General features: G+C 70.1%; 25 protein-coding genes, 2 tRNA genes, 1 pseudogene and 1 riboswitch. Of the genes and pseudogenes, 20 read left to right on the forward strand and 8 right to left on the reverse strand.

The window, feature by feature from the left end; translation table 11 throughout:
* The first annotated feature begins 59 nt into the window (after positions 1–59).
* The 4 genes from rpoD to ACIBVQ_RS01410 all read left to right on the forward strand — a co-directional run bounded on the left by rpoD (position 60) and on the right by ACIBVQ_RS01410 (position 4,614).
* Positions 60–1,163: an RNA polymerase sigma factor RpoD gene (gene rpoD / locus ACIBVQ_RS01395; protein WP_352008657.1), complete on the forward strand. Its 1,104-nt coding sequence runs from the start codon at positions 60–62 to the stop codon at positions 1,161–1,163.
* A 216-nt stretch (positions 1,164–1,379) separates the two neighbouring features.
* A complete protein-coding gene (efeO, locus tag ACIBVQ_RS01400; RefSeq protein WP_399174930.1) occupies positions 1,380–2,264 on the forward strand; it encodes an iron uptake system protein EfeO in 885 nt (294 codons plus the stop codon).
* 617 nt (positions 2,265–2,881) lie between these two features.
* Positions 2,882–4,156, forward strand: coding sequence for an MGH1-like glycoside hydrolase domain-containing protein (locus ACIBVQ_RS01405; protein ID WP_399174932.1), 1,275 nt, complete (start codon positions 2,882–2,884; stop codon positions 4,154–4,156).
* Positions 4,153–4,614, forward strand: a complete 462-nt coding sequence (locus tag ACIBVQ_RS01410) for a hypothetical protein (protein WP_399174934.1) — start codon at positions 4,153–4,155, stop codon at positions 4,612–4,614. Before ACIBVQ_RS01405 ends, ACIBVQ_RS01410 begins: the two co-directional genes overlap by 4 nt.
* Positions 4,615–4,704: 90 nt before the next feature.
* Here the strand turns inward: ACIBVQ_RS01410 and ACIBVQ_RS01415 are convergent, their stop codons facing one another.
* Entirely contained in the window at positions 4,705–5,016 is a 312-nt protein-coding gene (locus ACIBVQ_RS01415) for a YtxH domain-containing protein (protein ID WP_352008661.1), read from the reverse strand.
* Positions 5,017–5,181: 165 nt separating this feature from the next.
* Between ACIBVQ_RS01415 and ACIBVQ_RS01420 the strand changes: the two genes are divergently transcribed.
* Both ACIBVQ_RS01420 and ACIBVQ_RS01425 read left to right on the forward strand, forming a co-directional pair.
* Positions 5,182–5,257, forward strand: a tRNA-Asn gene (locus ACIBVQ_RS01420).
* Positions 5,258–5,653: 396 nt separating this feature from the next.
* Positions 5,654–6,763, forward strand: coding sequence for a nitric oxide synthase oxygenase (locus ACIBVQ_RS01425; RefSeq protein WP_386190201.1), 1,110 nt, complete (start codon positions 5,654–5,656; stop codon positions 6,761–6,763).
* A gap of 8 nt (positions 6,764–6,771) precedes the next feature.
* Here the strand turns inward: ACIBVQ_RS01425 and ACIBVQ_RS01430 are convergent, their stop codons facing one another.
* Positions 6,772–7,284, reverse strand: a complete 513-nt coding sequence (locus tag ACIBVQ_RS01430) for a DUF402 domain-containing protein (protein WP_352008663.1) — start codon at positions 7,282–7,284, stop codon at positions 6,772–6,774.
* 52 nt (positions 7,285–7,336) lie between these two features.
* Positions 7,337–7,449: riboswitch (SAM riboswitch) on the forward strand.
* Positions 7,450–7,485: 36 nt separating this feature from the next.
* On the opposite strand from ACIBVQ_RS01430, the gene ACIBVQ_RS01435 reads away from it, so the two are divergent.
* Genes ACIBVQ_RS01435 through ACIBVQ_RS01460 form a run of 6 tightly spaced genes read left to right on the forward strand, consistent with a single transcriptional unit; the run spans position 7,486 to position 15,335 of the window.
* Positions 7,486–8,427, forward strand: coding sequence for a glutathione S-transferase C-terminal domain-containing protein (locus ACIBVQ_RS01435; protein ID WP_399174937.1), 942 nt, complete (start codon positions 7,486–7,488; stop codon positions 8,425–8,427).
* A gap of 28 nt (positions 8,428–8,455) precedes the next feature.
* A complete protein-coding gene (locus ACIBVQ_RS01440) occupies positions 8,456–10,216 on the forward strand; it encodes an FAD/NAD(P)-binding protein (protein ID WP_362910735.1) in 1,761 nt (586 codons plus the stop codon).
* A 31-nt stretch (positions 10,217–10,247) separates the two neighbouring features.
* Positions 10,248–11,879: an ABC transporter substrate-binding protein gene (locus ACIBVQ_RS01445; protein ID WP_399174939.1), complete on the forward strand. Its 1,632-nt coding sequence runs from the start codon at positions 10,248–10,250 to the stop codon at positions 11,877–11,879.
* Positions 11,876–12,847, forward strand: coding sequence for an ABC transporter permease (locus ACIBVQ_RS01450; protein ID WP_352008667.1), 972 nt, complete (start codon positions 11,876–11,878; stop codon positions 12,845–12,847). The genes ACIBVQ_RS01445 and ACIBVQ_RS01450 overlap by 4 nt, the downstream gene beginning before the upstream one ends.
* Positions 12,844–13,731 carry an ABC transporter permease gene (locus ACIBVQ_RS01455; RefSeq protein WP_399174942.1) on the forward strand — a complete coding sequence of 296 codons (888 nt, stop codon included), beginning with the start codon at positions 12,844–12,846 and terminating at the stop codon, positions 13,729–13,731. Before ACIBVQ_RS01450 ends, ACIBVQ_RS01455 begins: the two co-directional genes overlap by 4 nt.
* Positions 13,728–15,335: a dipeptide ABC transporter ATP-binding protein gene (locus ACIBVQ_RS01460; protein ID WP_399174944.1), complete on the forward strand. Its 1,608-nt coding sequence runs from the start codon at positions 13,728–13,730 to the stop codon at positions 15,333–15,335. The genes ACIBVQ_RS01455 and ACIBVQ_RS01460 overlap by 4 nt, the downstream gene beginning before the upstream one ends.
* A gap of 254 nt (positions 15,336–15,589) precedes the next feature.
* Here the strand turns inward: ACIBVQ_RS01460 and galK are convergent, their stop codons facing one another.
* Positions 15,590–16,708 carry a galactokinase gene (gene galK, locus ACIBVQ_RS01465; RefSeq protein WP_399174946.1) on the reverse strand — a complete coding sequence of 373 codons (1,119 nt, stop codon included), beginning with the start codon at positions 16,706–16,708 and terminating at the stop codon, positions 15,590–15,592.
* Between the two features lie 153 nt (positions 16,709–16,861).
* Between galK and ACIBVQ_RS01470 the strand changes: the two genes are divergently transcribed.
* Positions 16,862–16,935, forward strand: a tRNA-Ile gene (locus ACIBVQ_RS01470).
* A gap of 115 nt (positions 16,936–17,050) precedes the next feature.
* Here the strand turns inward: ACIBVQ_RS01470 and ACIBVQ_RS01475 are convergent.
* Complete coding sequence (locus tag ACIBVQ_RS01475) at positions 17,051–18,136, reverse strand: hypothetical protein (RefSeq protein ID WP_399174948.1); 1,086 nt, start codon at positions 18,134–18,136, stop codon at positions 17,051–17,053.
* A 225-nt stretch (positions 18,137–18,361) separates the two neighbouring features.
* Here ACIBVQ_RS01475 and ACIBVQ_RS01480 point away from each other — a divergent pair.
* A pseudogene (locus ACIBVQ_RS01480) lies at positions 18,362–18,598 on the forward strand (transposase); the annotation flags it as partial.
* 405 nt (positions 18,599–19,003) lie between these two features.
* On the opposite strand, the gene ACIBVQ_RS01485 reads toward ACIBVQ_RS01480, so the two are convergent.
* Positions 19,004–19,303 carry a hypothetical protein gene (locus tag ACIBVQ_RS01485; RefSeq protein ID WP_352008679.1) on the reverse strand — a complete coding sequence of 100 codons (300 nt, stop codon included), beginning with the start codon at positions 19,301–19,303 and terminating at the stop codon, positions 19,004–19,006.
* 430 nt (positions 19,304–19,733) lie between these two features.
* On the opposite strand from ACIBVQ_RS01485, the gene ACIBVQ_RS01490 reads away from it, so the two are divergent.
* From ACIBVQ_RS01490 to ACIBVQ_RS01505, 4 genes are all read left to right on the forward strand, one after another.
* The gene (locus tag ACIBVQ_RS01490; RefSeq protein WP_399174950.1) at positions 19,734–20,375 is read left to right on the forward strand and encodes a S1 family peptidase; all 642 of its coding nucleotides are present in this window, start codon (positions 19,734–19,736) and stop codon (positions 20,373–20,375) included.
* 153 nt (positions 20,376–20,528) lie between these two features.
* Complete coding sequence (locus ACIBVQ_RS01495; RefSeq protein WP_386190214.1) at positions 20,529–21,116, forward strand: RNA polymerase sigma factor; 588 nt, start codon at positions 20,529–20,531, stop codon at positions 21,114–21,116.
* The gene (locus ACIBVQ_RS01500; RefSeq protein WP_399174953.1) at positions 21,109–22,104 is read left to right on the forward strand and encodes a CU044_5270 family protein; all 996 of its coding nucleotides are present in this window, start codon (positions 21,109–21,111) and stop codon (positions 22,102–22,104) included. The genes ACIBVQ_RS01495 and ACIBVQ_RS01500 overlap by 8 nt, the downstream gene beginning before the upstream one ends.
* Before the next feature lie 275 nt (positions 22,105–22,379).
* Positions 22,380–22,664: a hypothetical protein gene (locus ACIBVQ_RS01505; protein WP_399174955.1), complete on the forward strand. Its 285-nt coding sequence runs from the start codon at positions 22,380–22,382 to the stop codon at positions 22,662–22,664.
* 37 nt (positions 22,665–22,701) lie between these two features.
* Here ACIBVQ_RS01505 and ACIBVQ_RS01510 read toward each other — a convergent pair whose 3' ends face one another.
* Positions 22,702–22,830 (reverse strand): hypothetical protein, encoded by a 129-nt coding sequence (locus ACIBVQ_RS01510; RefSeq protein ID WP_399174957.1) that lies wholly within the window; start codon positions 22,828–22,830, stop codon positions 22,702–22,704.
* 53 nt (positions 22,831–22,883) lie between these two features.
* Here ACIBVQ_RS01510 and ACIBVQ_RS01515 point away from each other — a divergent pair, with 53 nt between their 5' ends.
* Positions 22,884–23,396, forward strand: a complete 513-nt coding sequence (locus ACIBVQ_RS01515; RefSeq protein ID WP_399174958.1) for a hypothetical protein — start codon at positions 22,884–22,886, stop codon at positions 23,394–23,396.
* Between the two features lie 45 nt (positions 23,397–23,441).
* Here ACIBVQ_RS01515 and ACIBVQ_RS01520 read toward each other — a convergent pair whose 3' ends face one another.
* Both ACIBVQ_RS01520 and ACIBVQ_RS01525 read right to left on the reverse strand, forming a co-directional pair.
* On the reverse strand, positions 23,442–24,197 hold the full coding sequence (locus ACIBVQ_RS01520) for a hypothetical protein (protein ID WP_399174960.1): 756 nt from the start codon (positions 24,195–24,197) through the stop codon (positions 23,442–23,444).
* A gap of 224 nt (positions 24,198–24,421) precedes the next feature.
* Positions 24,422–24,988 carry a MarR family winged helix-turn-helix transcriptional regulator gene (locus tag ACIBVQ_RS01525; RefSeq protein ID WP_399174962.1) on the reverse strand — a complete coding sequence of 189 codons (567 nt, stop codon included), beginning with the start codon at positions 24,986–24,988 and terminating at the stop codon, positions 24,422–24,424.
* A gap of 151 nt (positions 24,989–25,139) precedes the next feature.
* On the opposite strand from ACIBVQ_RS01525, the gene ACIBVQ_RS01530 reads away from it, so the two are divergent.
* On the forward strand, positions 25,140–26,132 hold the full coding sequence (locus ACIBVQ_RS01530) for an aldo/keto reductase (RefSeq protein WP_362775018.1): 993 nt from the start codon (positions 25,140–25,142) through the stop codon (positions 26,130–26,132).
* Positions 26,133–26,165 lie beyond the last annotated feature (33 nt).

Below are 26,165 nucleotides of genomic sequence, written 5' to 3' on the forward strand. Positions count from 1 at the left end.
GCAGACTGTCTCCCGTGGGTGCATCGGTGCTGCCAAGTGGGCCGCCATCGGTAGACCAGGTGGCCGACCTCGTCGCGAAGGGAAGAGAGCGCGGAAGCGTCACGGTCGATGACGTAGCCGCCGCCCTCGACAAATCCGAGCTGCCGTCGGACGCGCTTGAACGCGTCGTGCGCATGCTCGCCGAACACGGAGTGGAGGTCCTCGAACCACAGGGCGACGAGGACGCCGTCCGGTCCGATGAGGAGGATGTCGGTAAGAGAGCCCCGACCAGCGATCTGGTCCGCATCTACCTGCGGGAGATCGGCCGGGTGCCCCTGCTCACGGCGGAGGAGGAGGTGGAGCTCGCCAAGTCCATCGAGGCGGGACTGTTCGCCGAGGACAAGCTGACCAATCTCGTCTCAAGAATGTCCTTCCCCGAGTTCAGGGAGCTCGTGTGGGAGGGCACACGGGCCAAGCAACGGTTGATCGAGGCCAATCTGCGGCTTGTCGTCTCGATCGCCAAAAGGTACGTCGGGCGCGGGATGTTGTTCCTGGACCTCATCCAGGAGGGCAACCTCGGGCTCATCAGAGCGGTCGAGAAATTCGACTACACCAAGGGATACAAGTTCTCCACGTACGCCACGTGGTGGATTCGCCAGGCGATCACACGGGCCATCGCCGACCAGGCGCGCACCATTCGCATTCCGGTGCACATGGTCGAGACCATCAACAAACTGGTCCGTGTTCAGCGCCAGCTCCACCAGGACCTCGGCCGGGAGCCCGCGCCCGAGGAGATCGCGCTGGAGATGGACCTGCCGATCGAGCGTGTGATCGAGATCCAGCGCATCGCGCAGGAACCGGTCTCACTGCAGTCGCCCATCGGCGAGGAGGACTCCGACCTCGGCGACTTCATCGAGGACGCCGACGCCGTCGTGCCGATGGAGGCCGCGGCCTTCATCATGCTCCAGGACCAGCTCGACGACATTCTCGCGACGCTGTCCGAACGGGAGCAGCGCATCATCCAGCTGCGCTTCGGCCTGGCGGACGGGCACCCCAGGACGCTGGAGGAGGTCGGCAGGGAGTTCGGCGTGACGCGGGAGCGCATCCGGCAGATCGAGTCGAAGACGCTGGCGAAGCTGCGTCACCCGACCCGCGCCCAGATGTTGCGCGACTACCTGGACTGAACGTCCCGTACGGCGGAGGCCCCCGGGGAACCCGTTCCGGGGGCCTCCGCCGTACCTCGTGAGGCGTTGATCCTTTGCCGGGAAACGAGCGGGTTCGAGGGGTTCCTCCCTGCCGTTCCTGATGAGGATCGCCGGGTGCTTCGGCACGTCGCCGAGGCTGTGACGTGCGGTTACAGGATTATGGATGCTTCGGGAAAGATCTTCGGGGAGCCGTCCATGTCCGTTGTCCTTCGTCCGGCCGCGGCCTGCGGCCTGCTCGCCCTCGTCCTGACCGCGTGCGGCACGGCCGGCACCGGCACCGGCGGCGCCCCGGTCGTCCCGGCCGTTCCCGCCGCCGCGCCGCCGGGCGAACACGCCGGCCAGGAGGTGCTGGAGGCCGCGCGCGTGGTCGGGGAGTACCGGACCTACGCGGAGAAGCGGATCTACGACGCCATCGCCAAGACCGCCAAGTTCGTCAACGCGGTCAAGAAGGGCGACGTGGAGAAGGCGAAGGCCCTCTACGCGCCGAGCAGGGTCGGCTGGGAGAGCGTCGAGCCGGTCGTGGGGGCCTTCCCCGAGATCGACACCAGGGTGGACTCGCGGGAGGCCGACCTCAGCCAGGGCGAGGAGTGGACGGGCTGGCACCGGCTGGAGAAGGCGCTGTGGCGGGCACCGCAGACCCTCAGCAGGGAGGCCGCGTACGGCGACACCCTGCTGGCCGATCTCAGCAGGCTCAGGGCACTGCTGCCGCAGGCGGAGATCACCGTGGCCTCCATGGCGGCGGGGGCGAAGGAACTGCTCGACGAGGTGGCGATCGGCAAGGTGACCGGTGAGGAGGAGACCTTCTCGCACACCGACCTGTGGGACTTCAAGGCCAACGTGGACGGCGCCTTCGAGGTCTACCGGCTGCTGCGGCCGATGGTGTTCCGGCGTGACCCCAAGCTCTCGGCCACCCTGGACACCGAGTTCGCCGACATGCGGGCCCTGCTCGCCAAGCACGCCAGGGGCGACGGGTTCGCCGCCTACAACGACCTGTCGAAGGAGCAGATCAAGGAGCTCTCCGACGGGCTCAACGCACTGGCCGAGCCGTTGTCCAATCTGGCCGCGGTGATCGCGGGCTGAGCCGAACCCGGTCTCAGCGTCCTTTCGGTGGCCTTTCAGGGGCCTTCAGGGGCCACCGTCCCCTCTGTCTCCCCCATCCCGTCCCCGCCGGTTCCCCCCGCGCCGCCCTGGCCTCCGGCGCCTCCTGAGCCCCCTGAGCCGCCGTCACCGCCCCCGCCCCGGCCCTCTCGTCCATCCTGGCCGTCCCGGCCGTTCTGGCCGCTGTGTGGCGCCTCGCCGGGCGGGGTGGTCGCGCGTCCGGTGCCGGGCGTCCCCGACATCCCGGGCGTCCCGGGTGCTTCCGGTACCGCCGGTGCCCCCGGTGTCCCTGGTGTTCCGGAAGGGGAGACGTCGGCGAGGGCGGACGACGGCTGGAGGAACGCCGGGGAGAGCACGCCTGCGGCGCCGGTGACCGCCAAAGACAACCTCCCGATCATGATTTTCCGCTTTATATCCATAAATGACCCCTTTTTAGTCTTCTGCCCGATAGATGTGTGTCGTACGCCGAATGGCCGATAGGACAGGCCGATGGGAAACGGTCCTCGGGGACGCGTGGACGGTCGGGTAGAGACATGCCAGAAGCATGCAGAAGGGGCGAAGGGCTGTTCTCCCGGCGAATACTGGCCCAGACTGGGCGAATGGAGGGGCGGACAGCGGTGGACGATGTCGCACTCGGACGCGAGGCGTGGTCCGTACTCGACGCCAATCGCGCGGGCGCCGTGACCGTGCCCGCGCCCGGCCTCTATCCGCACCAGTGGAACTGGGACTCGACCTTCGTCGCGATCGGCGTCTCCCGCTGCGACACCCGCCGGGCGGGCACGGAACTGCTCAGCCTCCTGGCCGGGCAGTGGCACACCGGGATGGTGCCCCACATCGTCTTCAACCGGGGTCTCGCCGACGCCTACTTCCCCGGCCCCTCCGTCTGGCGGTCCGGGGAGCATCCCGCCGCCCCCAACGGGGTGCCGACCTCCGGGCTGACCCAGCCGCCCCTGCACGCCCTGGCCACCTGGTGGATGTGGCGGCACGCGAGGAACCGCGAGGAGGCGCGCGGCCTGGTCCGCAGGCTGTACCCCATGCTTGTGGCCCAGCACGACTACCTCGCCACGGCCAGGGACCTGGGAGGGGGAGGACTGGCCGCGATCGTCCACCCCTGGGAGTCGGGGATGGACGACAGCCCGGTGTGGGACGCCCCGCTGGACGCCGTGACCCAGGCCTCCGGCGCCCACGGGGAGGAACCGTTCCCCGACCGCTACGTCTGGCTGGCCCAGCGTTACCGCGACTCCGGCTATGACCCGGCCTACCTGCGCGCGGAGCATCCCTTCGCGGTCGAGGACCCGCTGTTCAACGGGATCTGGCTGGCCTCCTGCCAGGCGCTCGCCGAGCTGGCCCCGCTGGCCGGGGCCGATCCCGCGCCGCACCGGGAGGCGGCCGAGCGGATCCGCGCCGGGCTGCTCGAACGGCTCTGGGGCGGTGAGGCCTTCCACGCCCTCGACCTGCGCTCGGGACGGCTCAGCCCGATGTGCACCGTGGGCGCCTTCGGGCCGATGCTCGACCCCGGCCTGCCCGCCGACCGGGTGGCCAAGCTGGTCGGGGTGCTCGAATCGGCCCGGTTCATGGGGGCCGCCGGATATCCCGTGCCCAGCTGTGAGATCCGCGCCACCCAGTTCGACCGGTCGCGCTACTGGCGAGGGCCGTCCTGGGTGAACACCAACTGGCTGCTGCGGCGGGCGGCGGCCGTGCACGGGCTGGACGGCCTGGCGCGGCTGCTCGGCGTCTGCACCCTGCGCCTAGTACGGCAGGCGGGCTTCAGGGAGTGCTTCGACCCCTTCGACGGCAGCGGCAGGGGCAGCAGGGACTTCTCCTGGTCCGCCGCGCTCACCCTCGATCTGCTCGCCGATAACGTGGAGGGATGAAGCTCTTCAATCGGACGCCCGCGGGGGTCCGCGCGGCCGTGGCGCCGACCGACCGGGTGCTCACCTACGCCGAGGGGCCCGAAGGCTACGTGGTCGCGACCGACAAGGCGCTCTATCTGGGCGAGACCAGGCTGTCGTGGTTCCGGATCGACCGGGGGGTGTGGGACGAGGAGGGGCTGACGGTCGTCACCACGGAGGGTCGGACGCTCCGGGCGCCGCTGCCCGAGCCGGGGCGGGTGCCGGAGGCCGTGCGGGAGCGGGTCATGGCCTCGATCGTGGTCAGTCAGTACGCCCCGCTGGACGCCAGAGGGGGAGTGCGGCTGGTGGCGAGGAGGACCGACGACGACCAGATGATCTGGGAGTTCGTCTTCGACGCCGGGATGGACCCGCAGGACCCCGGTCTGCGCGCTCTCGCCGAGCAGGCCCTGGAGGAGACGCGCCGCAGTTTCGGCGTCTGAGGGCGTCCCACGACCGGCTTTTCTCGGTACGGAACGCGAAAGGAGCCCGCGCGGGTCCGGTGGGCGCCGTGACCCGCGCGGGCGGCGGGATCAGTGGGGGGTGACGGCCTTCTCCTCCCGTGGCCATCCGGTGCCCGTTTCGTCGTGCTCTTCCGGCCCCCTGCCGTCGCGCGGCTGCAGGAACGGCAGTTTGTCCCTGGCCACGTCACTCACCTTCGTCCTGGCCACGTCGGTGGCCCTGGAAACCTGGGCGCCGACCAGCCCCGCGGCCTCCTGGACGGCGGGGTTGTCCGAGACCCGGCGCGCCATCCGCTTGAGCTGCTCATAGCGCTCCCGGCCTGCGCGGCTCCCAAGGATGTAGCCGACCGCGAGGCCTACACCGAACATCAGTCGGTAACGCATCTCCACCTCCACAAGCGTCCTGGGCGGGACCCTACCCGCGGATCGTGAGTTGTCTCGGCCCTACCCCGGAGCATCGATGCGACACACACTCCCGGAGTGCGCTAATCTATTCCTGCGCCGCAAGGAGCGGGGGAAAACCCCAGGTCCGAACAGCGCGAAGCACGATCCCGTGTAGCTCAATCGGCAGAGCAGCCGGCTGTTAACCGGCAGGTTATAGGTTCGAGTCCTATCGCGGGAGCCATCAGGAAGGCCCCGGGAGCACAGCTCCCGGGGCCTTCGCCGTTTCGTGTCCTATTTCGCGGACAAATCCCGGTGAATCACGGAAAATAGGGGGCGCATCGCCTCGTGTCCTTCCGCTCGCACTCGGTGACCGGGTCGTGGGCGCCGTACCGCAGTGGGATCACCGCCGGGCCGGAGACATCACGCGGGACATCACGCCGAGGGAACCGTGCCGCCCGGAACGGCATGCCGTACCCGTTAGACGTATACAGGTGGTTTTTCTGTGCCGACTTGGCCGAAACCCCGGCGCCAGACGCCGGCGAGGGAACAGGGAGCACGCGCGCAGGGCTATGCGGGGGCCCACCGGGACGACGGGAGGGCGCCGTGGCAGCCGCCTTCCCAACCGGTGGCCCCGCCGGTGGACGTGACGGCCGCCGAGGAGTTCCTGACGCTGTTCCACGAGGAGAACCCGGACGCGGGCCCTGTGAAGCCCAGGCTGCGCGAGGTGCGCGCCGAGATCGCCGCGACGGGGACCTACACCCACACGCCGAAGGAACTCGTCTTCGGCGCCCGGGTGGCCTGGCGCAACAGCGACAGGTGTATCGGGCGGTTGTACTGGAAGTCACTGCGGGTACGCGACCGGCGCCGGGTGAACACGGTCGAGGGGGTCGCCGTCGAGTGCGTCGACCATCTCCGTGAGGCCGTCTCCGACGGCCGGATCCGGCCGATGATCACGATCTTCGCCCAGGACCGGCCGGGGGCGCCGGGGCCGAGGATCTGGAACGAGCAGCTCATCCGTTACGCGGGGTACGCGATGGACGACGGTTCGGTCGTCGGCGATCCGCGCAACGCCGGGTTCACCACGATGGCCCGTAAACTCGGCTGGCCGGGCGGCCGGGGCACGCCCTTCGACGTGCTTCCCCTGGCGGTCTCGATGGGCGACGGGCCGCCTGTGCTGTCCACGATCCCCGGGGACGCGGTGCTAGAGGTGCCGCTGTCCCACCCGGCCTATCCGTGGTTCGAGCGGCTGGGGCTGCGCTGGCACGCCGTACCGGCGATCTCGAACATGTGCCTGGAGATCGGCGGGGTCTGCTACCGGGCCGCGCCGTTCAACGGCTGGTACATGGGGACCGAGATCGGGGCGCGCAATCTCGCGGACCCCGACCGCTACAACCTGGTGCCCCTGGTCGCCGCGCGGCTCGGCCTGGACACCCGTAACGAGCGTTCGCTGTGGCGCGACCACGCGCTGGTCGAGCTGAACGTGGCGGTCCTGTACTCCTTCGACAGGGCGGGGGTCACCATAACCGACCACCACGCCGAGTCCAGGCGCTTCCTGACGCACGTGGCGCGGGAGGAGAGCGCGGGCAGGATCTGCCCGGCCGACTGGAGCTGGATCGTCCCGCCCATCTCGGGGGCCGCGACCCCGGTCTTCCACCGGTACTACGACCAGGAGCGGCTCTCGCCGAACTTCGTCACCCACCCCGACTCCAGGGAGCGGTCGGCGGGCCGGTGGAGCCCGGGGCGGTGACGTCCTTCTCAGCGGTTCCCGGAGACCAGGGAGAGCCAGTGCGGAGGTGAGGCGAAGGGGGCCGTCCTGGCGGTGACGGCCTCCATCAGCGCGGCGGCCGAGGCGCGGGCGCCCTCCACGATCTCCCTGGGGTAGGCGTAGCGGACCTGGTGCTCCTCGAACTCGTCCTCGTCGTCCAGGAGCACCCGGCCGTCCTTGCGCATGCGGATCACGTCGAGGTCGAGGTCGACCATGGTCACCTCGTCGCCGTCCCAGCGCGGCACGGTCGAGACGTCACAGTAGATCTCGGCCTTGTACGGCGCCGCGTTGAAGGTGGCCGTCCACCAGGCGTCACGGGGGAAGAGGATCACGAACGGCTCGTCCCAGACGACGGGCGGCTCCTGCCCCCGCCTGCCGCTGCTGCCGGGCGGGCAGCCGACCCACACGCCGTGTTCGTCCTCGCCGAGGAGCAGGGCCGGGTGGTTCCAGTGCAGCGAGCCGTCGTACTTGCGGTAGACCACGCGGACGATCTCATGAGACATCCCCCGACTTTAAGGGTTGACAGAGATCTATGTATTTCCTACCGTCTAACTAGGTTAAGAGTGTCAGTGCAAAGCCCCGGCTCGCTGACCGGCAACCCTCGCACCGCGGCGGGGTGCCCCCGGGGAGGACCGGGTGGCACGGTCGGCGTGCCGCAAGCGCGGACCCGCACGGGTCACCGAGGCATGCCCTGGGAGTGTCACATGTCCGAGATCACACTCAACTACGCCAGCCCAGTGGACCTGGACACCCACGGCCGCTACCGGCCCGGTGGCAGGCCCGGCCCCCGCTACCCCTTCCAGGGACGGATCACCGACGACGGCACCGGGGAGTTCCCCGCCGAGGCCGGGCGCTACCACCTCTACGTTGCGGCGGTCTGCCCCTACGCGCAGCGTACGGCGATCGTGCGTTCCCTCAAAGGGCTGCAGGACGTCGTCTCGCTGTCCTACGTGGACGACGAGCGGGACGGCAGGGGGTGGGCGTTCCGCGAGCGGCGCGGCGCCGACCCGGTCAACGGCTTCGCGACCCTCAGGCAGGCCTACGAGGCGACCGAACCCGGATTCGACGGACACGTCTCCGTGCCGGTGCTGTGGGACCGGCACGGGGGGCGCATCGTCAGCAACAACTTCCCGGACATCACCATCGACCTGGGCACACGCTTCGGCGGCGACCCCGAGGCCGACCTCTACCCCGAGGAACTGCGGACCGAGATCGACGCGCTCAACGCGCGCATCTACGAGTACGCCAACACCGCCGCGGGCCGGGTCTCCGCCGCCACGACCGAACCGGAGTACCACCGGGCGAGGAAGGCCGTGATCGGCTTCCTCGACGAACTCGACGCCAGGCTCGCCGGCCGCAGGTTCCTGTTCGGCTCCGCCGTCACCGAGTCCGACGTACGGCTCTGGCCCACCCTGGTCAGGTTCGACGTGAGCGACAACCCGTCGGCCAGGATCAGCGAGCGCCCGCTGACCGCCTTCCCCAACCTGTGGGACTACGCCAGGGACCTCTACCAGCACCCCGCCTTCCGCGAGAACACCGACCTCACCGTGCTCGCCTCCCCCACGGGGGAGACCGACCCGTGGCGGGTGCCGGTCGAGCCCGCCACCCCCGACTGGGACCTGCCCCATCGAAGAGCAGCGCTGTGACGGACCGTACGAGAGGGGAGTGGTCGGCGTGAGCGCCTCCATCGCGATCGTCGGCGCCGGGCCGACCGGCACCTGCCTGGTCGAGCGGATCTGCGCCAACGCCGCCGAACTGCTCAGCTGGCCGTCGCTCGACGTCCACGTGATCGACCCCTACCCGCCGGGCGGCGGCAGGGTCTGGCGCGAGCGGCAACCCGACCTGCTCTGGATGAACTCCGCCGCCGCCGACGTGACGCTCTTCACCGACGAGTCCGTCCGGTGCGTCGGCCCGATCCGCCCCGGCCCCTCGCTGGCCGAGTGGCTCGGCTGCGACCCCGGACGCTTCGTCCCCCGGCCCGTGCAGAACGCCTACCTCACCCACGCCTTCCGGCGAGCCGTGGACACCGCCCCCCGCGGTGTCCGGGTGCACGTGCACCGGACCCGGGCACTCGACCTGACCGACGTCCCGGGAGGCCAGGCCGTACTGCTTGAGGACGGGACGACCCTTGAGGTGGGCGCCGTGATCCTCGCGCAGGGACACGGCGACGTCACCCCGGCGGCGGAGGAACGCGGGCTGACGGCCCTGGCAAGGGAGAGCGGCCTGCGCTACCTGCCGACCGGCTACACCGCGGACCTCGACCTCGGCCTGGACCGGCTGCCCGCCGGTGAACCGGTGATCGTGCGCGGCCTGGGACTGGCCTTCGTCGACCTGATGGTGCTGCTCACCTCAGGAAGGGGCGGCCGGTTCGTCAGGGAACACGACGGGGAGCTCGTCTACCTGCCCAGCGGGCGGGAACCGCTGCTGCACGTGGGGTCTCGGCGCGGTGTGCCATACCACGCCAAGACCGCCTACCGCTTCCAGGGGCTCCGGCCGCCCGCGCCGCGCTTCCTGACGGCGGGGGCGCTGGGGGAGGGGCCGTGGAACTTCCGGCGGGACGTGTGGCCCCTGGCCGCCAAGGAACTCGCCTTCGCCTACTACCACGAACTCCTCAACAGCCATCCGAAACGGGTCAGGACCGGTTGGCCGGAGTTCGCCGAACGGTTCGCCGCAGAGGAATGGCGCAGCCCCGGGATGCGGCTGCTGATCCGCAAGGCCGTACCCCGGCACGCCGACCGGCTCGACCTGGACCGGCTCGACCGGCCGCTGGAGCGGATCCGCTTCGGCGACCAGGCGGGACTGCGGCGGTGGATGGACGGCTACATGGCCGCCGACCTGCAACGACGCTCCGACTCCGCGTACAGTGCCGACCACGCCCTGATCCTCGGATTACTGTCCGTCAACGGCGTCCTCGCCGAACGGGGAATCTCCGACCGGTGGTTCGAGGGCTTCTTCAGCTACGTCGCCAGCGGCCCGCCCGGCCCCCGGCTTGAGGAGCTCAAGGCCCTGGCCAGGGCGGGCGTGGTCACCTTCCTCGGCGCCGACGTCAGGGTCGAGCACCGCGGCGGGCGATGGGTCGCGCAGAGCCCCACCCTGCCCGGCGCCGTCACCGCCAGGTCCCTCGTCGAGGCCAGGCTGCCCGCACCCAGCGTGAGCCGCTCGACCGACCCGCTGATCTCCGCGCTGCGCGACCGCGGCGAGATCGACGAGTCGTCGGGCCTGCTGAGGGTACGGCCCGCCGACCGCCGCCTGCTCGACCGCCTCGACACCCCGCACCCCCGCAGGTTCGCCTTCGGCCCCTGGGTCGTCGGCGGACGGGTCACCGGCGGCTTCGCCAGACCCGGCCTCGACGCCCCGCTCTTCCGCCACGCCGACGCCCTGGCCCGGATCGTGCTGTCCGAGGCCGTCACCACCGAGATCAGACATGTCGCCTGAGGCGGCGCACGACTCCCCGAGGAGAAGGTAAGTGAAAGCGCAACGGGGCGTCCTGGCTCTGGCCGGGATGCTGACGCTCGCCGCGTGCGGAACCGAGACCGGGGCCGCGAACCCGGCCTCAGGCGGCGGCACCGAGGGGGACTCGCTGGTGTGGGCGATCGAGACGCAGCCCATCACGTTCAACCCCCAGCAGTGGGGCCAGAACAAGGCCAGGCTGCTGGTGCACAACCAGTTCGACGCGCTCGTCGCCAGGGGCAGGGACGGTGAGTTCCTGCCGTGGCTGGCCACCTCGTGGGAGGTCTCCAAGGACGGCCTCACCTACACCTTCAAGCTCAGAAGGGACGTGACCTTCCACGACGGGGAGAAGTTCGACGCGGCCTCGGTCAAGGCCAACCTCGACCAGCTCGTCGCGCCCGGGTACAACCCCGCCGTCGCCGGCATCCAGCTGCGTGAGTACTCCTCGGCCGAGGTGACGGACCCCTACACGCTGAAGATCACACTCAAGGCGCCCGACGCCCTGTTCCTGGACTTCCTGGCCTCGCCGTACGCCGGACAGGTCTCCCCGAAGTCGCTGAGGAACGCCAAGGACCTCAAGGCGGGCGGTCCCGACCTCGTCGGCACGGGACCGTTCATCCTCGACCGGTTCACCCCCGGCCAGGAGGCCCACTACCGGCGCAACCCCGCCTACAACTGGGCACCGCCCAACGCCGCGCACCAGGGACCCGCCTACCTGGCGGAGATCACCTACCGGTTCCTGCCGGAGGCGGCGGTCCGGGTCGGCGCGCTCACCTCGGGACAGGTCCAGGTGATCGAGGGAGTGCCCGCCACCGAACTCGGCCTGCTCAAGGCCGACCCCGGCGTGAGGGTGGAGACCAGCCTCAACTCGGGCAGCGCGTTCTCCTACTACTTCAACGTCTCGCACCCGCCCTTCGACGACAAACGGGTGCGAGAGGCCTTCAGGGACGCCGTGGACGTGGACACCGTGCTCAACTCGGTCTACCAGGGCACGGCCAGGCGAGCCTGGAGCATCGTCGGCCAGGGCAGCCCGCAGTTCTACGACGCCTCCCTGGAGAACACCTACGGCAACGACACGCGACGGGCCAACGAACTGCTCGACGAGGCGGGCTGGACCGAACGCGACGCCGAGGGCTTCCGGGTCAAGGACGGCAAGCGGCTGACCGTCCGATCCGTCGAGTCGGCCCCCTACGTCAGGGACCGCCGCGACGTCCTCGCGCAGGCCGTACAGGCCGCGGTCAAACAGAGCGCGGGCATCGACTTCCAGCCCAAGGTGGTCGACCAGGGCACCCAGCAGAAGGCCCTGGAGGACGACCAGTACGAACTGTTCCAGAACTCGCGCGGCGACACCGACGCGGGGGCCGCGCTCAACCTGATCCTGCCGAAGGGCGCCGCGATCAACCGCACCCACTTCGAGGACGCGGACCTGGACAAGCTGCTCGCCGAGGCCTCGACCACCTCCGACCAGGCCAGACGCAAGGAGCTCTACGCGAGGGCACAGCGGACCGTCGTCGCGGAGGAGGCGCTGCTGCTGCCGCTCTACGTCCCGGCGGACCAGGTCGCCTACGGCGCCGGGGTCACCGGGATCACCTTCGAGCCGGTCTCCGGCACCCCCAACAGTGCTTACGACGTCCGGACAGGCACGTGAGCACCCTCACACTCACCCGGCGGCGGGGGCTGGCCGCCGCCGGGTGGACCGGCCCGGTGGTCAGGCGGCTCGGAGCAGGACTCGTCGTGCTCTGGGTCGCCGCCACCGCGGCCTACGCCGCGCTGTTGCTCGTCCCCGGCGACACCGTGGACGTCCTCATCGCCGACGGCCTCGACACCCCGCAGCGGCGGGCCGCGATCGTCGCCGAATGGGGGCTCGACCGCCCCGTCCCGCAGCAGTACGCCGACTACCTGCTGCGGCTGCTGCACGGCGACCTCGGCCGCTCCTACGTCCTGCAGCGCGACGTCGCCGAGATCCTGTCCTCGCAGGTCTGGCCGACCGTCAGGCTCGCGCTCACCGCGGCGGCCTTCGGCGTCGCGATCGCCCTGGTACTCGCGCTGACCACCGCGGGGCGCCGCTCCTGGGCCGGCGGGCTCGCCGGACTCTCCGAGCTGACCGCCGCCTCGGTCCCGCCGTTCCTGGCCGGTCTCCTGCTCCTGGCCGTCTTCTCCTTCACCCTCGGCTGGTTCCCCGTCTCCGGCGACCGCGGCTTCGCCTCCCTCGTGCTGCCCGCCCTGGCCCTCGGCCTGCAGATCGCCGGAACACTCGGCCAGGTGCTGCGCGAAGGCCTGGAACGGGCGCTTGAGGAACCGTTCGCGGTGACCGCCCGCTCGCGCGGCATCACCGAGTGGCGACTCGTCGCCAGGCACGCCCTGCGGCACGCGCTGCTGCCCGCCGTGACCCTCACCGGCTGGTTCGTCGGCGTCCTGCTCGGTGGGGCGATCGTCGTCGAGGCCGTCTTCGGCAGGCCCGGCCTGGGCCAGATCACCCTCGTCGCGGTCACCGGCAAGGACATGCCGGTGGTCATGGCGGTCATCATGCTGGCCGCCGCGGTCTACGTGACGGTCAGCACCCTCGTGGACCTCGCCTACCTCGTGATCGACCCCCGGTTGAGGAAGGGCCGATGACCGTCTCCGACAGGGAACAGGCCACGGCGCCGCCGCTGACCGGCGACGGGCCGGTTCCCGCCGTCGTCCCACGCCGGTACGGCGTGCGCCCCGGACAGGCGGTCTCACTGCTCATCCTCGCCGTCGTCGCGGTCGCCGCCCTGGCCCCGGGCCTGCTGAGCGACGCCGACCCGCTGGCCGCCGACCCACTGCACGCGCTCGCCCCGCCGAGCGCGCCGCACTGGTTCGGCACCGACCACCTCGGCCGTGACGTGTTCTCCCGGGTCGTCCACGGCGCGGGGTACTCGCTCGGCATCGGCGCCGCGGCCATCCTGTTCGCCACCGTCCTGGGCACCGTCCTCGGCGCGCTGGCCGGGCTGTCCCCCCGCTACGTCGACGAGCCGCTCAGCCGGCTGTTCGACGTGCTGGCCAGCTTCCCCGAACTGCTGCTCGCCATGCTCGTCATCAGCGTCACCGGCCCCGGCGCGGGCAACGTGATCATCGCGATCGGACTGGTCCAGCTGCCCAACTACGCCCGCGTCATCAGAGGGCAGACCTTCGTCGTGCGCCGCTCCGGCTACGTGGAACAGGCCGTCACCCTCGGACTGCGCCGGCCGGTCCTGGTCGCACGACACGTGCTGCCCAACATCCTGGGGCCGCTGCCGGTACTCGCCACCATCGGCATGGGCACCGCCATCATCGCCACCTCGGGACTCAGCTTCCTCGGCATGGGCCCGCAGCCACCCGACCCCGAATGGGGCTCGATGCTGGCCGAGGCACGCAACTACCTGCGTGTGGCCTGGTGGACCGTGCTCTTCCCCGGCCTGTCCGTCACGCTGACCGTCGTCAGCCTGACCGTGGTCGGACGACGCCTCCAACGCCGTTTCGAGGGGAGACTCCCGTGAACCTCATCGAGATCGAGGACCTGCGTGTGACCTTCCCCAGGGCGGGGGTCGAGGCCGTCAGGGGAGTGAACCTGTCGATCGCCGAAGGCGAGTGCGTGGCGATCGTGGGGGAGTCCGGATCGGGCAAGAGCGTGACCGCCAGGACCCTGGTCGGGCTGACCGGACAGGGCGCGACCGTGACGGCGGGAAGGTTCGACGTCAGGGGAAGGGACGCCCGCCGGTTCGGGCCACGTGACTGGCGCAGGCTGCGCGGGCGCTTCGCCGGGCTCGTACTCCAGGACGCCCTCGTCTCCCTCGACCCGCTGCGCACCGTCGGAGCCGAGATCGCCGAGGTGCTCGCCGCCCACGACGTCGTGCCCCGGGCGGGCCGTAAGGAAAGGGTGCTCGAACTGCTCGACGCGGTCGGCGTCCCGGAACCTGGGCTGCGGGCCGGGCAGTACCCCCACCAGCTGTCCGGCGGGCTGCGCCAGCGAGCGCTGATCGCCTCGGCCATCGCGGCGGGCCCGCCGCTGCTCATCGCGGACGAGCCGACCACCGCCCTCGACGTCACCGTACAGGCCCAGATCCTGCGCCTGCTGGCCGCGCGCAGGGCCGAGGGCACCGCGCTGCTGATGATCAGCCACGACCTGGCAGTCGTCTCCTCCATCGCCGACCGGGTGCTCGTCATGAAGGACGGCGTGGTCGTCGAGGAGGGACCGACCGGCCGGGTGCTCTCCGCCCCGGAGCGGGACTACACCAGACTGCTGCTGGCCGCCGTACCGTCCGCCGCCTCAAGGGGAACCCGCCTGTCGGCCATCGCCACCGGCGGCGTCCCGCTGCGCACCCCGCTGCCGGAACGGAAGGTCGACCACGGCTCACCGGTCGTCGAGGTCAGAGGCCTGTCGGCCGAGTACGGCTCCCGCCGGGTGGTCGACGACGTCTCCTTCGAGGTCCACGCGGGAGAGACCGTCGGTGTCGTGGGGGAGTCGGGGTCGGGCAAGACGACCGTCGCCCGGCTCGTGATGGGCCTGATGAGGCCCGTCGCCGGGCGGGTACGGCTGGACGGCTCCCCCTGGTCGGAGCTGTCCGAACGGGAACGCCGCCCCCGCCGCTCCGTCATCCAGGTGATCTCGCAGAACCCGCTGGACTCCTTCGACCCCCGCTACACCGTCGGCCGTCTCGTCGCCGAGCCTCTCGGCGGGCCGGGACGGGAACGCGCCGCCGGGGTCGCCGAACTGCTCGAACGGGTCGGGCTGCCCGCGGACATCGCGGGACGTCACCCTCGGGCGCTGTCCGGCGGCCAGCGGCAGCGGGTCGCCATCGCCAGAGCCCTGGCCCCCCGGCCACGGGTGCTCGTCTGCGACGAACCGGTCTCCGCGCTGGACGTCTCCGTACAGGCCCAGGTGCTCGACCTGCTCGGCGAGATCCAGGCGGCCGACGGGACCGCCCTGATCTTCATCTCGCACGACCTGGGGGTCGTCCACCACATCAGCGACCGGGTCGTGGTCATGCGCGAGGGACGGGTCGTCGAGGACGGGCACGTGGACGAGGTGTTCTTCCTGCCCAGGCACGACTACACGAGGGAGCTGCTCGGCGCGGTGCCCAAACTCGCGACCACCTCCTGAGACGTTTCGGCGCTGTCGCGTTCTCGAAGCGCCACGTTGTCCTCCGTCGGTCCACCGGCTGTCCTTCGTCGGTCTACCGGCGGCCGTCTCGCTTCCTGGTCGCTGTCGTGGTTCTCAGGTGCCCACGTCGTTTTCTGGCGTTTCTCGGGTGGCCGTCTTGCTTATGTTCTCGGAGGCGGCCGTGTCGTCTTTTGATGTCCGCGGGGTTTTGGGACGCTTCGAGAGCGCCGTTCCGGTTCCCGGACCGGTCGTCCTCAGGCCAGGCGGCGGGCACCCGCCGACGGGACCGCCGGGTGGATCCCGGGGGCGGCCCAGCCGCGCTCGGCGTAGGCGGCGCTCACCGACTCCCGTACGGCCTCCACCCGCTCGTCGGGGACCAGTGCGATGACCGAGCCGCCGAAGCCGCCACCGGTCATCCTGGCACCCCTGGCCCCGCCCCTGACCGACGCCTCGACGGCCACGTCCAGCTCCGGGCACGAGACCTGGAACTGGTCGCGCAACGACAGGTGGGAGGCGTTCAGCAGCGCGCCGATCTCCCGCACCGCCCCGGCCCTCAGCAACCCGATCAGCGCCTCGACCCGGTGGTTCTCCGTCACGACGTGCTGGACCCGCCTGCGTTCGTCGCCGTCGAGCCTGCCGAGCGCGCCCGCCAGATCCGTGACGTCGCGCAGGGAGGCCACCCCGAGGCGCTTGGCGGCGTTCTCACACTCCTGGCGGCGGCGGGCGTACTGGCCGTCGGCCAGCGCGTGACGCACCCCGGTGTTGACGATCAGCAGCCGCAGGCCGTGCCCGGCAGGGTCGAAGGGGACGTTCCTGATGGCCAGGCTCCGGCAGTCCATGAACAGCGCCCGGCCCTCCTGCGCGAGCGCGGAGGCGGCCTGGTCCATGATCCCGCACGGCATGCCGACGAAGTCGTTCTCCGCCCGCCGCGCGGCCAGCGCCACCCGCATCCCCTCCAGGCCGAGGCCGTACAGGTCGTTGAGGGCCACGCAGACGGCCACCTCCAGCGCCGCGCTCGACGAGAGCCCCGCGCCCTGTGGCACGTTCCCGTCGACGACCAGGTCCGCCCCCCGCACCGGATGCCCGGCCTCGCGCAGCGCCCAGAACACCCCCGCGACGTAACGCGCCCACCCCTCGGCCTCGTCCGGACTCCCGAGGGTCACGACCCCGTCGGCCTGCAGCGAGCGGAGCCTGATGAGGTCGTCCCGTCTGGGGGAGACCGCCGCGGTGACCCCCCACGGGACGGCGAACGGCAGTACGAACCCGTCGTTGTAGTCGGTGTGCTCACCGATGAGGTTCACCCGCCCCGGGGCATGCCACACCCCCTCGGGCTCCGCCTGGAAGGTCTCACGAAAAGCCTCAACAACGCGCATGATCGAACATCCTCCAACAAGGTCCCCCCGTAGGGTAGCGACTCCACCGAAACCCGGCGTCGCCGTTCAAGGTCACATCTTGGCCCCGTCCCGCTCGGCCGATGTGCGAACGGCGCCGACCTTTGGTTGAATGCGGCAGTACGGCGTGCGCGAGGGGCGGTAGCTCAGCCGGTTAGAGCAGGGGACTCATAATCCCTGGGTCGCGGGTTCGAGTCCCGCCCGCCCTACCTCTTGCGACCATCAGGAAAGCGCCTCTGACGTGGTGTTTCCCTGCCAGGGTTCTCGGTCGTGCAATACGTGCCGGAGTTTCTAGGAAGCCGTCAGTTCACACGGTGGCCCGGTTTATGGCGTGAGGTTCTGCCGGTGCTGCCAGGCGAGGTCCAGTACGGCCGCGCCCGCGGCCTGCATCGGCTCGTGGTGGACGTATCGGCTCACCTGGTCGGCCTGGAACGGGATGCCGGCGACCTCGACGACCCGCCCCTCGTCGTTGTCGTTGACGATGTCCTCGAAGAGCTCGTCGAACACCTCCGCCTCGATCACGGTGACGGCCAGGATGTCCGCCGCGAACGTCAGCGGGTCGATCCCCAGGCCAAGGACGAAGGAGCGGAGGCGGCCGTCGGCCTTCGCCTGCTCCATCCGCCGGTAGAAGGGCCAGGACCCGTAGGAGAAGGCCTCGCCGTACACCTCGGAGCGCCCCAGGAACTCCTCGCTGTACTCCCGCGCCATGCCTTTCCAGAGGTCGAAGTCCTGGCTGGACGACGCGGCGCTGATCGGCTGGAAGACGCCCACCGGCATGACCTGGTAGAGGCCACCCGCGTGCGCGACCTTGGCGGGGTCGCGCCAGTGCAGGACGAATGTCATGTCTCCGGTCCGGTCCTGCCGCAAGGTCAGCATTGAGACGGCGGGGAGCACGACACGTCTACTCAGGTCGGTGGGGTCTCCGACGAGGGACCGGAAAGGGAGCCGTTCTTCATGGAGAAGCCGGGCCGACGCCAGTTCGTGCGCCGCGGTCTCCCCGACGTTGACACCGTCGAAGTAGGAACCGCCGGTGAAGCTCAACGTCGGCCACGACACGTCAAGCAACCGGTAGCACGGCCGGTTCTCGAACAGGGCGGGTCTGTCGTGACGGGCGATGGCCTCGGAGTAGTTCGCGCTGTCCTCAGGAAGGGCCGGACGGGCTTCCGGCTCCTCGCCCGTCACCACCGGGGAAGAAGCCTGATCGCTCCACTTCAGGGTGACCCGGTCGAGGGGGAGCGGCTCGTTCAGCAGCCAGTCCTCACGGGTCAGCAGGGGCGTCGCCCCCACCCGCCGGTAGCCGTCATGGAATCGGCCGGCGACGCGAACGAGGTCGTGGCGGCGACCGTTCATGTAGCCACGTACGTCCCGCCAGGCCGGGCGGGAACCGGTCGGCCGCTCATTCACACTCATCGTGCCTCCGGGGCAGAGGTGGCGTCGGCCACCAACTCTAGGCAATGCCTGTAAACGATCGCCTCGGACGCGGCTGGGTGATCGTCCGTGGTGCGACGGGGTGAGCTGACCGACAGGGCCTGGCAACGGATCGAGCTCCCGCTGGCCGCGACGGACGCCAGGGGAGACGCCCCCTGGCGTGACCTACCGTGAGGTCGTCAACGGGATCCTGCGCGGCTACGCACCGGAGCCCCTGGTGAAGACATCCCGGAGCGCTACGGTCCCTGGCAGATCCGTTACGAACGATTCAAGCGCTGGGACGAGGACGGCGCCTGGGCCAGGGGACTGGAAGAACCGCAGGTCAAGGGCGGCATCGGATCGACCATCGCCTGCCTCACCAGCACGCCGTCGGAGCCAGAGAGGGGGAAGACGCGGAACAATCGCAAAGACGACAAGCCCTCGGACGCTCCCGCGGAGGACTGACCACCAGGCCCCACCTGACCGGCGGTGACATCGCCGACGGCACCGTCTTCGACGCGGTCGCGGCCGCCTTCCGGCTGCGCCGCGTCGACCGGCCCCGCACCCGCCCGGATCGTGTGCCGGGCGACAAGGGCCACTCCTCCAGGAAGATCCGGCGGCACGGTATGGAGGCGGTCGTCCTTGAGCGCGGGAAGCAGGTCGCCAACCGCAAACCCAGGGGCAGACGGCACGCCGTGTCACAGGGGCGCGGGTGCCTCATGGTCTCCGGACCGTGGGTTCGAGTCCACCTCTCCTGCCTCTCACGACCACCGGGAAAGAGCCCCTGGCCTGGTGTTCCACGGCCAGGGGCTTCGCCGACCTTCCGGTTGTGCCGGTCCTCCGCAGAGATCTATGCCGCTCGGGGTCGCATCAGTCGTACAGGGTGGTGCTTCGGTACCACACCGTGCCCGGGAAGTTGACCGAGGACACCTCGCCCACCCCCACCCGGGGGCCGGTCATGGCGACCCATCCCACCGCGGGGTTCACGTGCACGCCGCTCACGTAAACCGCTTGTGTGCCTGTGCCGCCCGTGCACTTGCTGTGGACGACGTACCCCTCCTGCCAGGTGGTGCAGCCCGTCAGGGTGGCGTGGGCGGGGGACGCGGTGCCCACCAGCAGCGACGCGGTGAGCAAGGCGGTGGCGGACATGGCCGTAAATCGACTTCTCATGTGTGCTTCCTCCGGTTTCAACGGCAAAGCCACTTCCGGTATGAAATTGTCCTAAATGGACAATACGGACCAGGAGGAGTCAGGCAAGCGCTTTCTGTGCCTTCACCAGGCCGAGAACGCCCTGCGGTGACGCCTTGTCGTTTCTGACAATCCGTTTTGACTTCGCCGCCCACGAAATCGTCGGGATGGTCAAGGGCCGGCTCGAATGACCCGGCCTGCTGAACGGTTTTCTCCGCGGGGCCGGATCGGCGATCCCTGACCTGGCCTTCCGGCTCTCTCGTGAGAACGGGAGCGGCGGGGTCCGAGACCGGACGGCCTCGGACGGTTCGCGTGGATACCCGTGTCCTCGCCGTGGTGTGGGACGGCGATATGTGACGGATCAGGAGGGATGACTATTGGCAGTTGTCTTTGTGAAAATTACCGTCAGTTCATGATGCGACGGATATCTCTTCTGTTGATCTTCGGCCTTCTTCTGTCCACTCCTGGAGTGGCCTTCGCCGAGACGGGCACCCCCATCTACGTCGGCGACTCCTTCGGGACCAACGGCCGCTGCACGGTCGGAGCGGCCGTTCCCGGCGGGTTCGTCACCTCCGGGACCTGCGGCTCTCCGGGCGAGACCGTGCGTGCGGCGAACGGGGCGGTCGTGGGGACCATCCGTGCCTCGACCCACCCCATCCCCTCCAGCGCCTGGGTCAGCGTGACCTCCGCCTGGGAACCGGTCGGCGTACTCAGAGTCCCCGGCGGTCGTGACCTGCCGGTTCGTGGCAGCACCCCGGTTCCCGTCGGCTCCCAGGTCTGCGGCTTCGGCGGTACGACCGGGTGGCGGTGCGGCACCCTGCTCGGCAGGAACGCCTCGCTGAGCCTGCCCCAGGGAACGGTGACCGGCCTGCTCGTGACCAGCATCTGCTTCGAGCCCGGCACCCCGCCGGGATCTCCCCTCTACGCGAACGGCCAGCTGCAGGGAATCCTGCTCGGCTTCTCCGGCAACTGCAGCGCGGGAGGCCGTTCCTACTACGTGCCCATCAACGAGATCCTGCGGCGGTACGGACTGACCCTGCTCACCTCCCCCTGACCTCCGGACACCGGAGCACGCGTGACCGGCCATGATGAGGGGCCGTCCAACGGGAACCCGGGGGGCGGCCTCTCGTCATTGAGAGCGGGCGAGAACCCGGAGCCCGGGATCGGGTGAAGGAGGGTGACCAGTTCTCACGAACGGAGCCCACGTTTGATCGCCCAAACCGAACCGGACGACGCGGAGGTGATCGCCCGCGCCCGGCGTGATCCCGCAGCGTTCTCCGTGTTGTTCGACAGGCACGCTCCCGCGCTCCATCGATACGTGACCCGCAGGCTGGGCGAGTCGCTGGCCGACGACGTCGTGGCCGACACCTTCCTCGCGGCCTTCCGCAGGCTTGGGCGTTACGACACCGCCCACCGCGACGCCCGCCCGTGGCTGTACGGGATCGCCGCCAACCTCATCGGTAAACACCGCCGCGCCGAGGTCAGGGCGTACCGGGCGCTGGCCAGGACCGGGACGGACACGGTGGCGGAGAGCTACGCGGACCGGGTGGAGGCTCGCGTCTCGGCCTCGGCGGCACACCGGGAGCTGGCCGAGGCGCTCGCGGTGCTCTCACCGCAGGACCGCGAGGTGCTGTTGATGGTGGCCTGGGCCGACTTCAGTTACCAGGAGGTGGCGTTGGCGCTCGGCGTACCCGTCGGCACGGTGCGTTCGCGGCTGCACCGAGCCAGGAGGAAGACCCGTGCGGCGCTGGGTGCCGATCCGTCAGCCGTCGTTGAGGAGGACACCCGTGGATGACCTGAAGTTGCTGAACGGCATGCGAGCGGACGCGCCCGAGCCCGGCGCGGACCGGCTGAACGCCCTGCGCGCCCGCGTGCTGAGGCCTCGCCGCCGGTTCCGGCTCGTACCGTCCCTGCTCGTGACGGTCAGTGCGGCGGCCGGTGCGGTGGCCGTCGCGGTGGTGGTGAACGGCGCCGTCCCGCCGCCTCAGGAAGCACGCCCCTCGGTCGCCGTCGAGACGAGGCCCATGAACGCGGCGGTCGTGCTGGTACGGGCCGCCCAGGTGTCCGAACGGCGCGCGCTCACCCCGGAACCACGCGCCGACCAGTGGCTGTACCGGAAGAACATGGTCAAACAGCCGAACGACGCGGCGCCCGAGACGCAGGAGTCCTGGATCCGTTACGACGGCACGCGGCGGGCCGTACGGTGGGGGCGGGGACCACTGGAGCAGTTCGGCTCCACGCCGGACCCGGACGACGACGACCTGACCCCGCGTGAGTACGCGGCCAGGCTGGCCGGACTGCCCACCGACCCCGACCGGCTGCTGGCACATGTCAGGGGTGACCGGCATTGGGAGACCAAGCCCAGGTGGGACACCGGCGAGCCCCCGGACGCGCGGGCCTTCCGGGTGCTGTCGGTCTACCTCGACCAGGAGGTGCCGGTGCCGCCCAGGCTGCGTGGGGCGATCTTCCGGGCCCTCGCCAGGATCCCGGGTGTGCGGGTGGACTCCGGCGTGCGCGACGCGGCGGGCAGGGCGGGCATCGGGATCGCCTACGAGCGGGGCGCCCCGGGAGTCGGCACCGAGCACGACACGGACGGTCAGGTGATCTCCAGGTCGTACCTCGTCCTTGACGCCACGACGTACGAGTTTCTCGGCACGCGGGTGGACTACGTACGGGACGAACTCATCAACGGTGAGATCGCCTTCCCGGCGGGCAGCTTCTACGCCACCGCCGAACTCGCCAAAGGCATTGTGGGCAAACCAGGCGAACTTCCCGGTTCGTAGGTGTGAACGGACAACCTTGCCCGCCGAGGCCTGCTTGACGTGCTTTCGCGTCGTCTCGGCCATGGCCTCTGGCCGGAAAGCGGATGGCCGTGACATCCGAGCCGCGGGAGCCAGGCTGTGTCCCGGCGGATGGTACGGCGGAGCCGGGTGGTCCGCGGGTACGGTGGGACGTCGACCAGATGCGGCGGTTCCATCCGAGCCGGCGAACCGGGAGGGTCGGCTACTCGGGAAAGCACATCGGGCCGACGCCGGGAGAGCCGGCGTTCCGGTATCCCGTGTTCAAGGCCCGAATCGACGACTATCTCGGCGCGATGGTCCCGGAGGCGCTGGGCGTGGACGAGCGGCTCGTCGACAAGTACTCGGCCGTGGAACTCCGTACCCGGGACGCGGAGCGGCCGTTCGGGCCGGAGGCCATCTCCGTGGGGATCCTGCACGCGGCCGGTGTGCCGGCCGCGTTGTTCCAGCCGGCCGTACTCGACGGGCAGGCGGAACTGGTGGCCGCGAGGAACCGGAGACCGCGCTCCACCCCGCCGCGGCGGGGGCGTTGTTCGACGCGTTGACGGAGGCGAGTGAGTTCGTCCAGGTCGTGATCGCTACTCAGAGCGCCGAACTGCTCGACCGGGACGGCATCGATCCGGCCTCCGTCCGGGTCGTGGCGATGGGGAACGGGGTGACCGTGGTCGGCGAGATCGACGGGGTCAGCCGCGCCCTTCTCGAAGAGGGCACGCCACCCTTGGCGAACCGTTGCGCGACGGTCAGCTCCGGCCGGAGACAGGCGCATGAGCGGCCCGGTCACGATCGCCTCCATCGTGGAGGGCGACGGTGAGGTGTCCGCGCTTCCTGTCCTGCTTCGCAGGATCGCCGGGGCGCTTTCGCGCTGGGAGGTACGGATCTCTCCGCCCCGCCGTGTCCCCCGCAGCGGACTTGTCGCCCGTGGCGGGGTCGAGAACGCGGTCCTCCAGGCGTCCTACCAGCTCACCGGTGCGGGAGGGATCCTACTGCTGATCGACTCAGATGACGACTGTCCGGCCGCTCTCGGTCCCAGGCTTCTTGAGACGTCGAACGGCTTCTGCTGGGAAGGCCGTGATCTCCCGGAAGCGTCGAACTCCGTGCCCTGTGCCGGAGTCTTAGTCGGTATGGGGTCCTGGGGTTCTCTTGGGCGGTTGGTCGTGGTGGCGGTGTTGCTCGGATTGCTGGTGGCGGGGGGTGTGTGGTGGGCGCTGACCGCGGTGGGGGAGGCGTTGTGGAGCAACATACCGATATTTCACCCCTTCCCTGATGGCGGCCTCTGACGTTCCCCGGGTGCGGCGCGTCCCAGGGGACGCGCCGCTCGGAGGTCAGGCGACCTTGGGGGAGGGAGCCTTCCAGGTGTTGCAGGCGCCGGGCTTCCCCGATCCGTAGCCGGTCTTGAACCAGGCGAGACGGTTGGCGGGCTTGCCGTACCACCTGGGGATGAACCTGCCGTACTCCTTGGGCGTTCCTGCGGAGAGCAGACGCCCCCAGTCGCGGGCCGTACGGCCGAGGCTCCTGACGGACACTCCGGCCAGGCAGTCGGCCTGCTGGTAGAAGCGGTGGGTCTGCTCGTTCATCTCGGCCTCCTCGCCGTCGTAGCGCAGTGCCCACCAGGCCTCGCTGATGCCCGTCTGCGTCTGGACGAACCCGGCGTAGGCGCGGGCGACCCCGACGAGGACGGGCAGTTCGGACTTGGCCTTGATCCAGTCGGAGCGCAGTTGCACCTCGACGGAGCGGTTGCAGCCGGCGGCGAGGGAGCCGGACACCTTGATGCCGGTGTAGCAGGGGCTGTGCTCGTAGGTGTCCTTGATCGTCACCTCGGCCGGGACGAAGTCCTTCACCCGCTTGCCCCAGGCGGTGTTCAGGCAACCGACGACCTTCTTGAGGTAGGCCGTCGTTGAGGCCTTGGTGGTGCCCTTGACCGCCTTGCAGGAGATCGAGGGCAGGGCGGGCACCGTGTAGAGCGGGTTCTGGGTCAGCTCGGGCGCGCCGACGACGGGGTACGCGCCCGCGGCGACCGGGGTGGAGAACAGCAGAGCCAGGACTCCGGCGGAGACCGTCAAAACACGGCGAGTTGTCATAGATCATGATCGTAGGGAGCGGTGATCCCGCACGGACACGTCGTGATCATGTCGTGCTCCAGGGTCTCCGAGGACCCCAGGCCTCGGAGGACCCCAGGCACCCCAAGGACTCCAGGGCTCTCAGGGCCCAGGCCTCCAGGCTTCGGGACCCTCGGGGCTCCAAGATCCCAAAGTCCCGAGGACCCCGAGGCTTCAAGACCCCCGAGGTTCCCGCCGGTGGGGTGTCACTGCCTGCGGCGGAGGTTGCCGTCGTCGAGGCGGGCGTTGACCAGTTTGCCGATAAGACCGATGAGCTGGTCGCGCTCGGCGCGGGTCAGCGTCTCCGCCCAGTAACGCTCCCTGGCGTTGTACACGGTGAACGCCTCGACGAAGGCGGTCCTGCCCTTCTCCGACAGGGTGACGACGTGGGTCCTGCGGTCGCGTTCCGACAGGCGGCGCTCGATCATCTCCTGGCCGACGATCCTGTCGAGCAGGGCGGAGGCCGCGGCCCTGCTCATCCCGGAGAGCCTGATCAGGTCCCGGGACTCCATCTCCCCGTACATGTAGAGGATCAGCAGCAGTTTGAGCGTGGGGGCGGCGACGGCGTCGGCGCGCCTGAGGGTGGCGGACAGGTCGTAGAACACGAGGCTCGTCGCGCAGTGCAGCGTCATGCACAGCCGCATGGCCTCGTCGTCGACCCCGGGGATCTGCGGGGGGACGGACTCGACCGCCTGGCCGATCAGGGACCACATGGTGGTGTCCTCCACGGCGTCGGGCGCGGTCTCGGCGTTCGGTGCGCGGTCACTGGGCAACGGCACGGCTCCGCTTGTCTGGGTGGTGGGAACGATCAGGACATTCAACCATCATGATGACTGCCAATGTATTGACGGTCAATCTATTGACAAATTTTGCGGCGCTGCCCACGCTGGTCGAACCCAACCGAGAGTACGGAGACACCGCCGCATGATGAGGTATCACTCCCTGGGCGTTAACGGTCCCAAGGTGTCCGCGCTGAGCATCGGCTCCTACCACACCTACGACCGGATGCGTCACGAGGACATCGTCGAGTTCCTGACGACCGCGAGGAACGCGGGGGTGACGTGGTTCGACGTGGGCCACTACACCTCGGCCGCCCGGCCGGACGATCCGGTCTCCGAGACCGACATGCGGTTCGCGGCGGCGCGGGACGCGGCGGGCATCGCCAGGGAGGACTACTTCCACACCGAGAAGCTCTGGTACGGCGGGCCGCGCCCCTCCTTCCGCGACCAGCTCGCGGAGTCCCTGCCCCGGGCCAGGGTGGACGCGGCCGACTGCGTCATCTACAACCCGGACACGGCCTACTACTTCCAGACCGTCGTGGACATGAAGGACATCGTCCGTCAGATGGCCGGGCTGGTGGAGGCAGGGCTGACCAGGTACTGGGGCATCAACCACGCGACCCCCGCCGAGATCGACGAGGCCTGCGCCTACGCGCACCAGGAGGGCATGCCGCTGCCCAGCGTGCTGCAGCTGCCGTACTCGGCCATAGCCAGGAAGATGGGCGAGGACAGTGAGCTGGCCGAGGTCATGGAGCGCTGGGACCTGGTCATCCAGACGACGAACGTGCTGGCCGTCGGTGTGCTGGCGGGGCGGCGCGCCGCCGGCAGCGAGCGCCCGCTCGGCCCCACGGGCATGACCAGGCACGCCGAGAAGGTCCGCGACGCGTTCGCCGCACGGGCGGAGGCGTTGGGCGCGACCGCCGCGCAGCTCGCGATCGCCTTCGCCCTCACCCACCCGCGTACGGCCTCGGTGCTCTTCGGAGCCAGCAGCGTCGGACAGCTCAAGGCCAACCTCGGCGCGCTCGACCTGGTGAACAGGCTGGGCACGGAGGGCGTGCGCGCCGCCGTCGCCGACCTGCCCCAGAACCCGGACGAGCTGCGGGTCGGAGAGATCGACACCGAGCCCGCCGTGGGCTGACCCGCGCGCGAGCGCACCCGTCGGGGGACAAGC

It is taken from the genome of Streptosporangium sp. NPDC049376, from assembly GCF_044466505.1.
In the GTDB taxonomy this organism is placed as follows: Bacteria; Actinomycetota; Actinomycetes; order Streptosporangiales; family Streptosporangiaceae; genus Streptosporangium.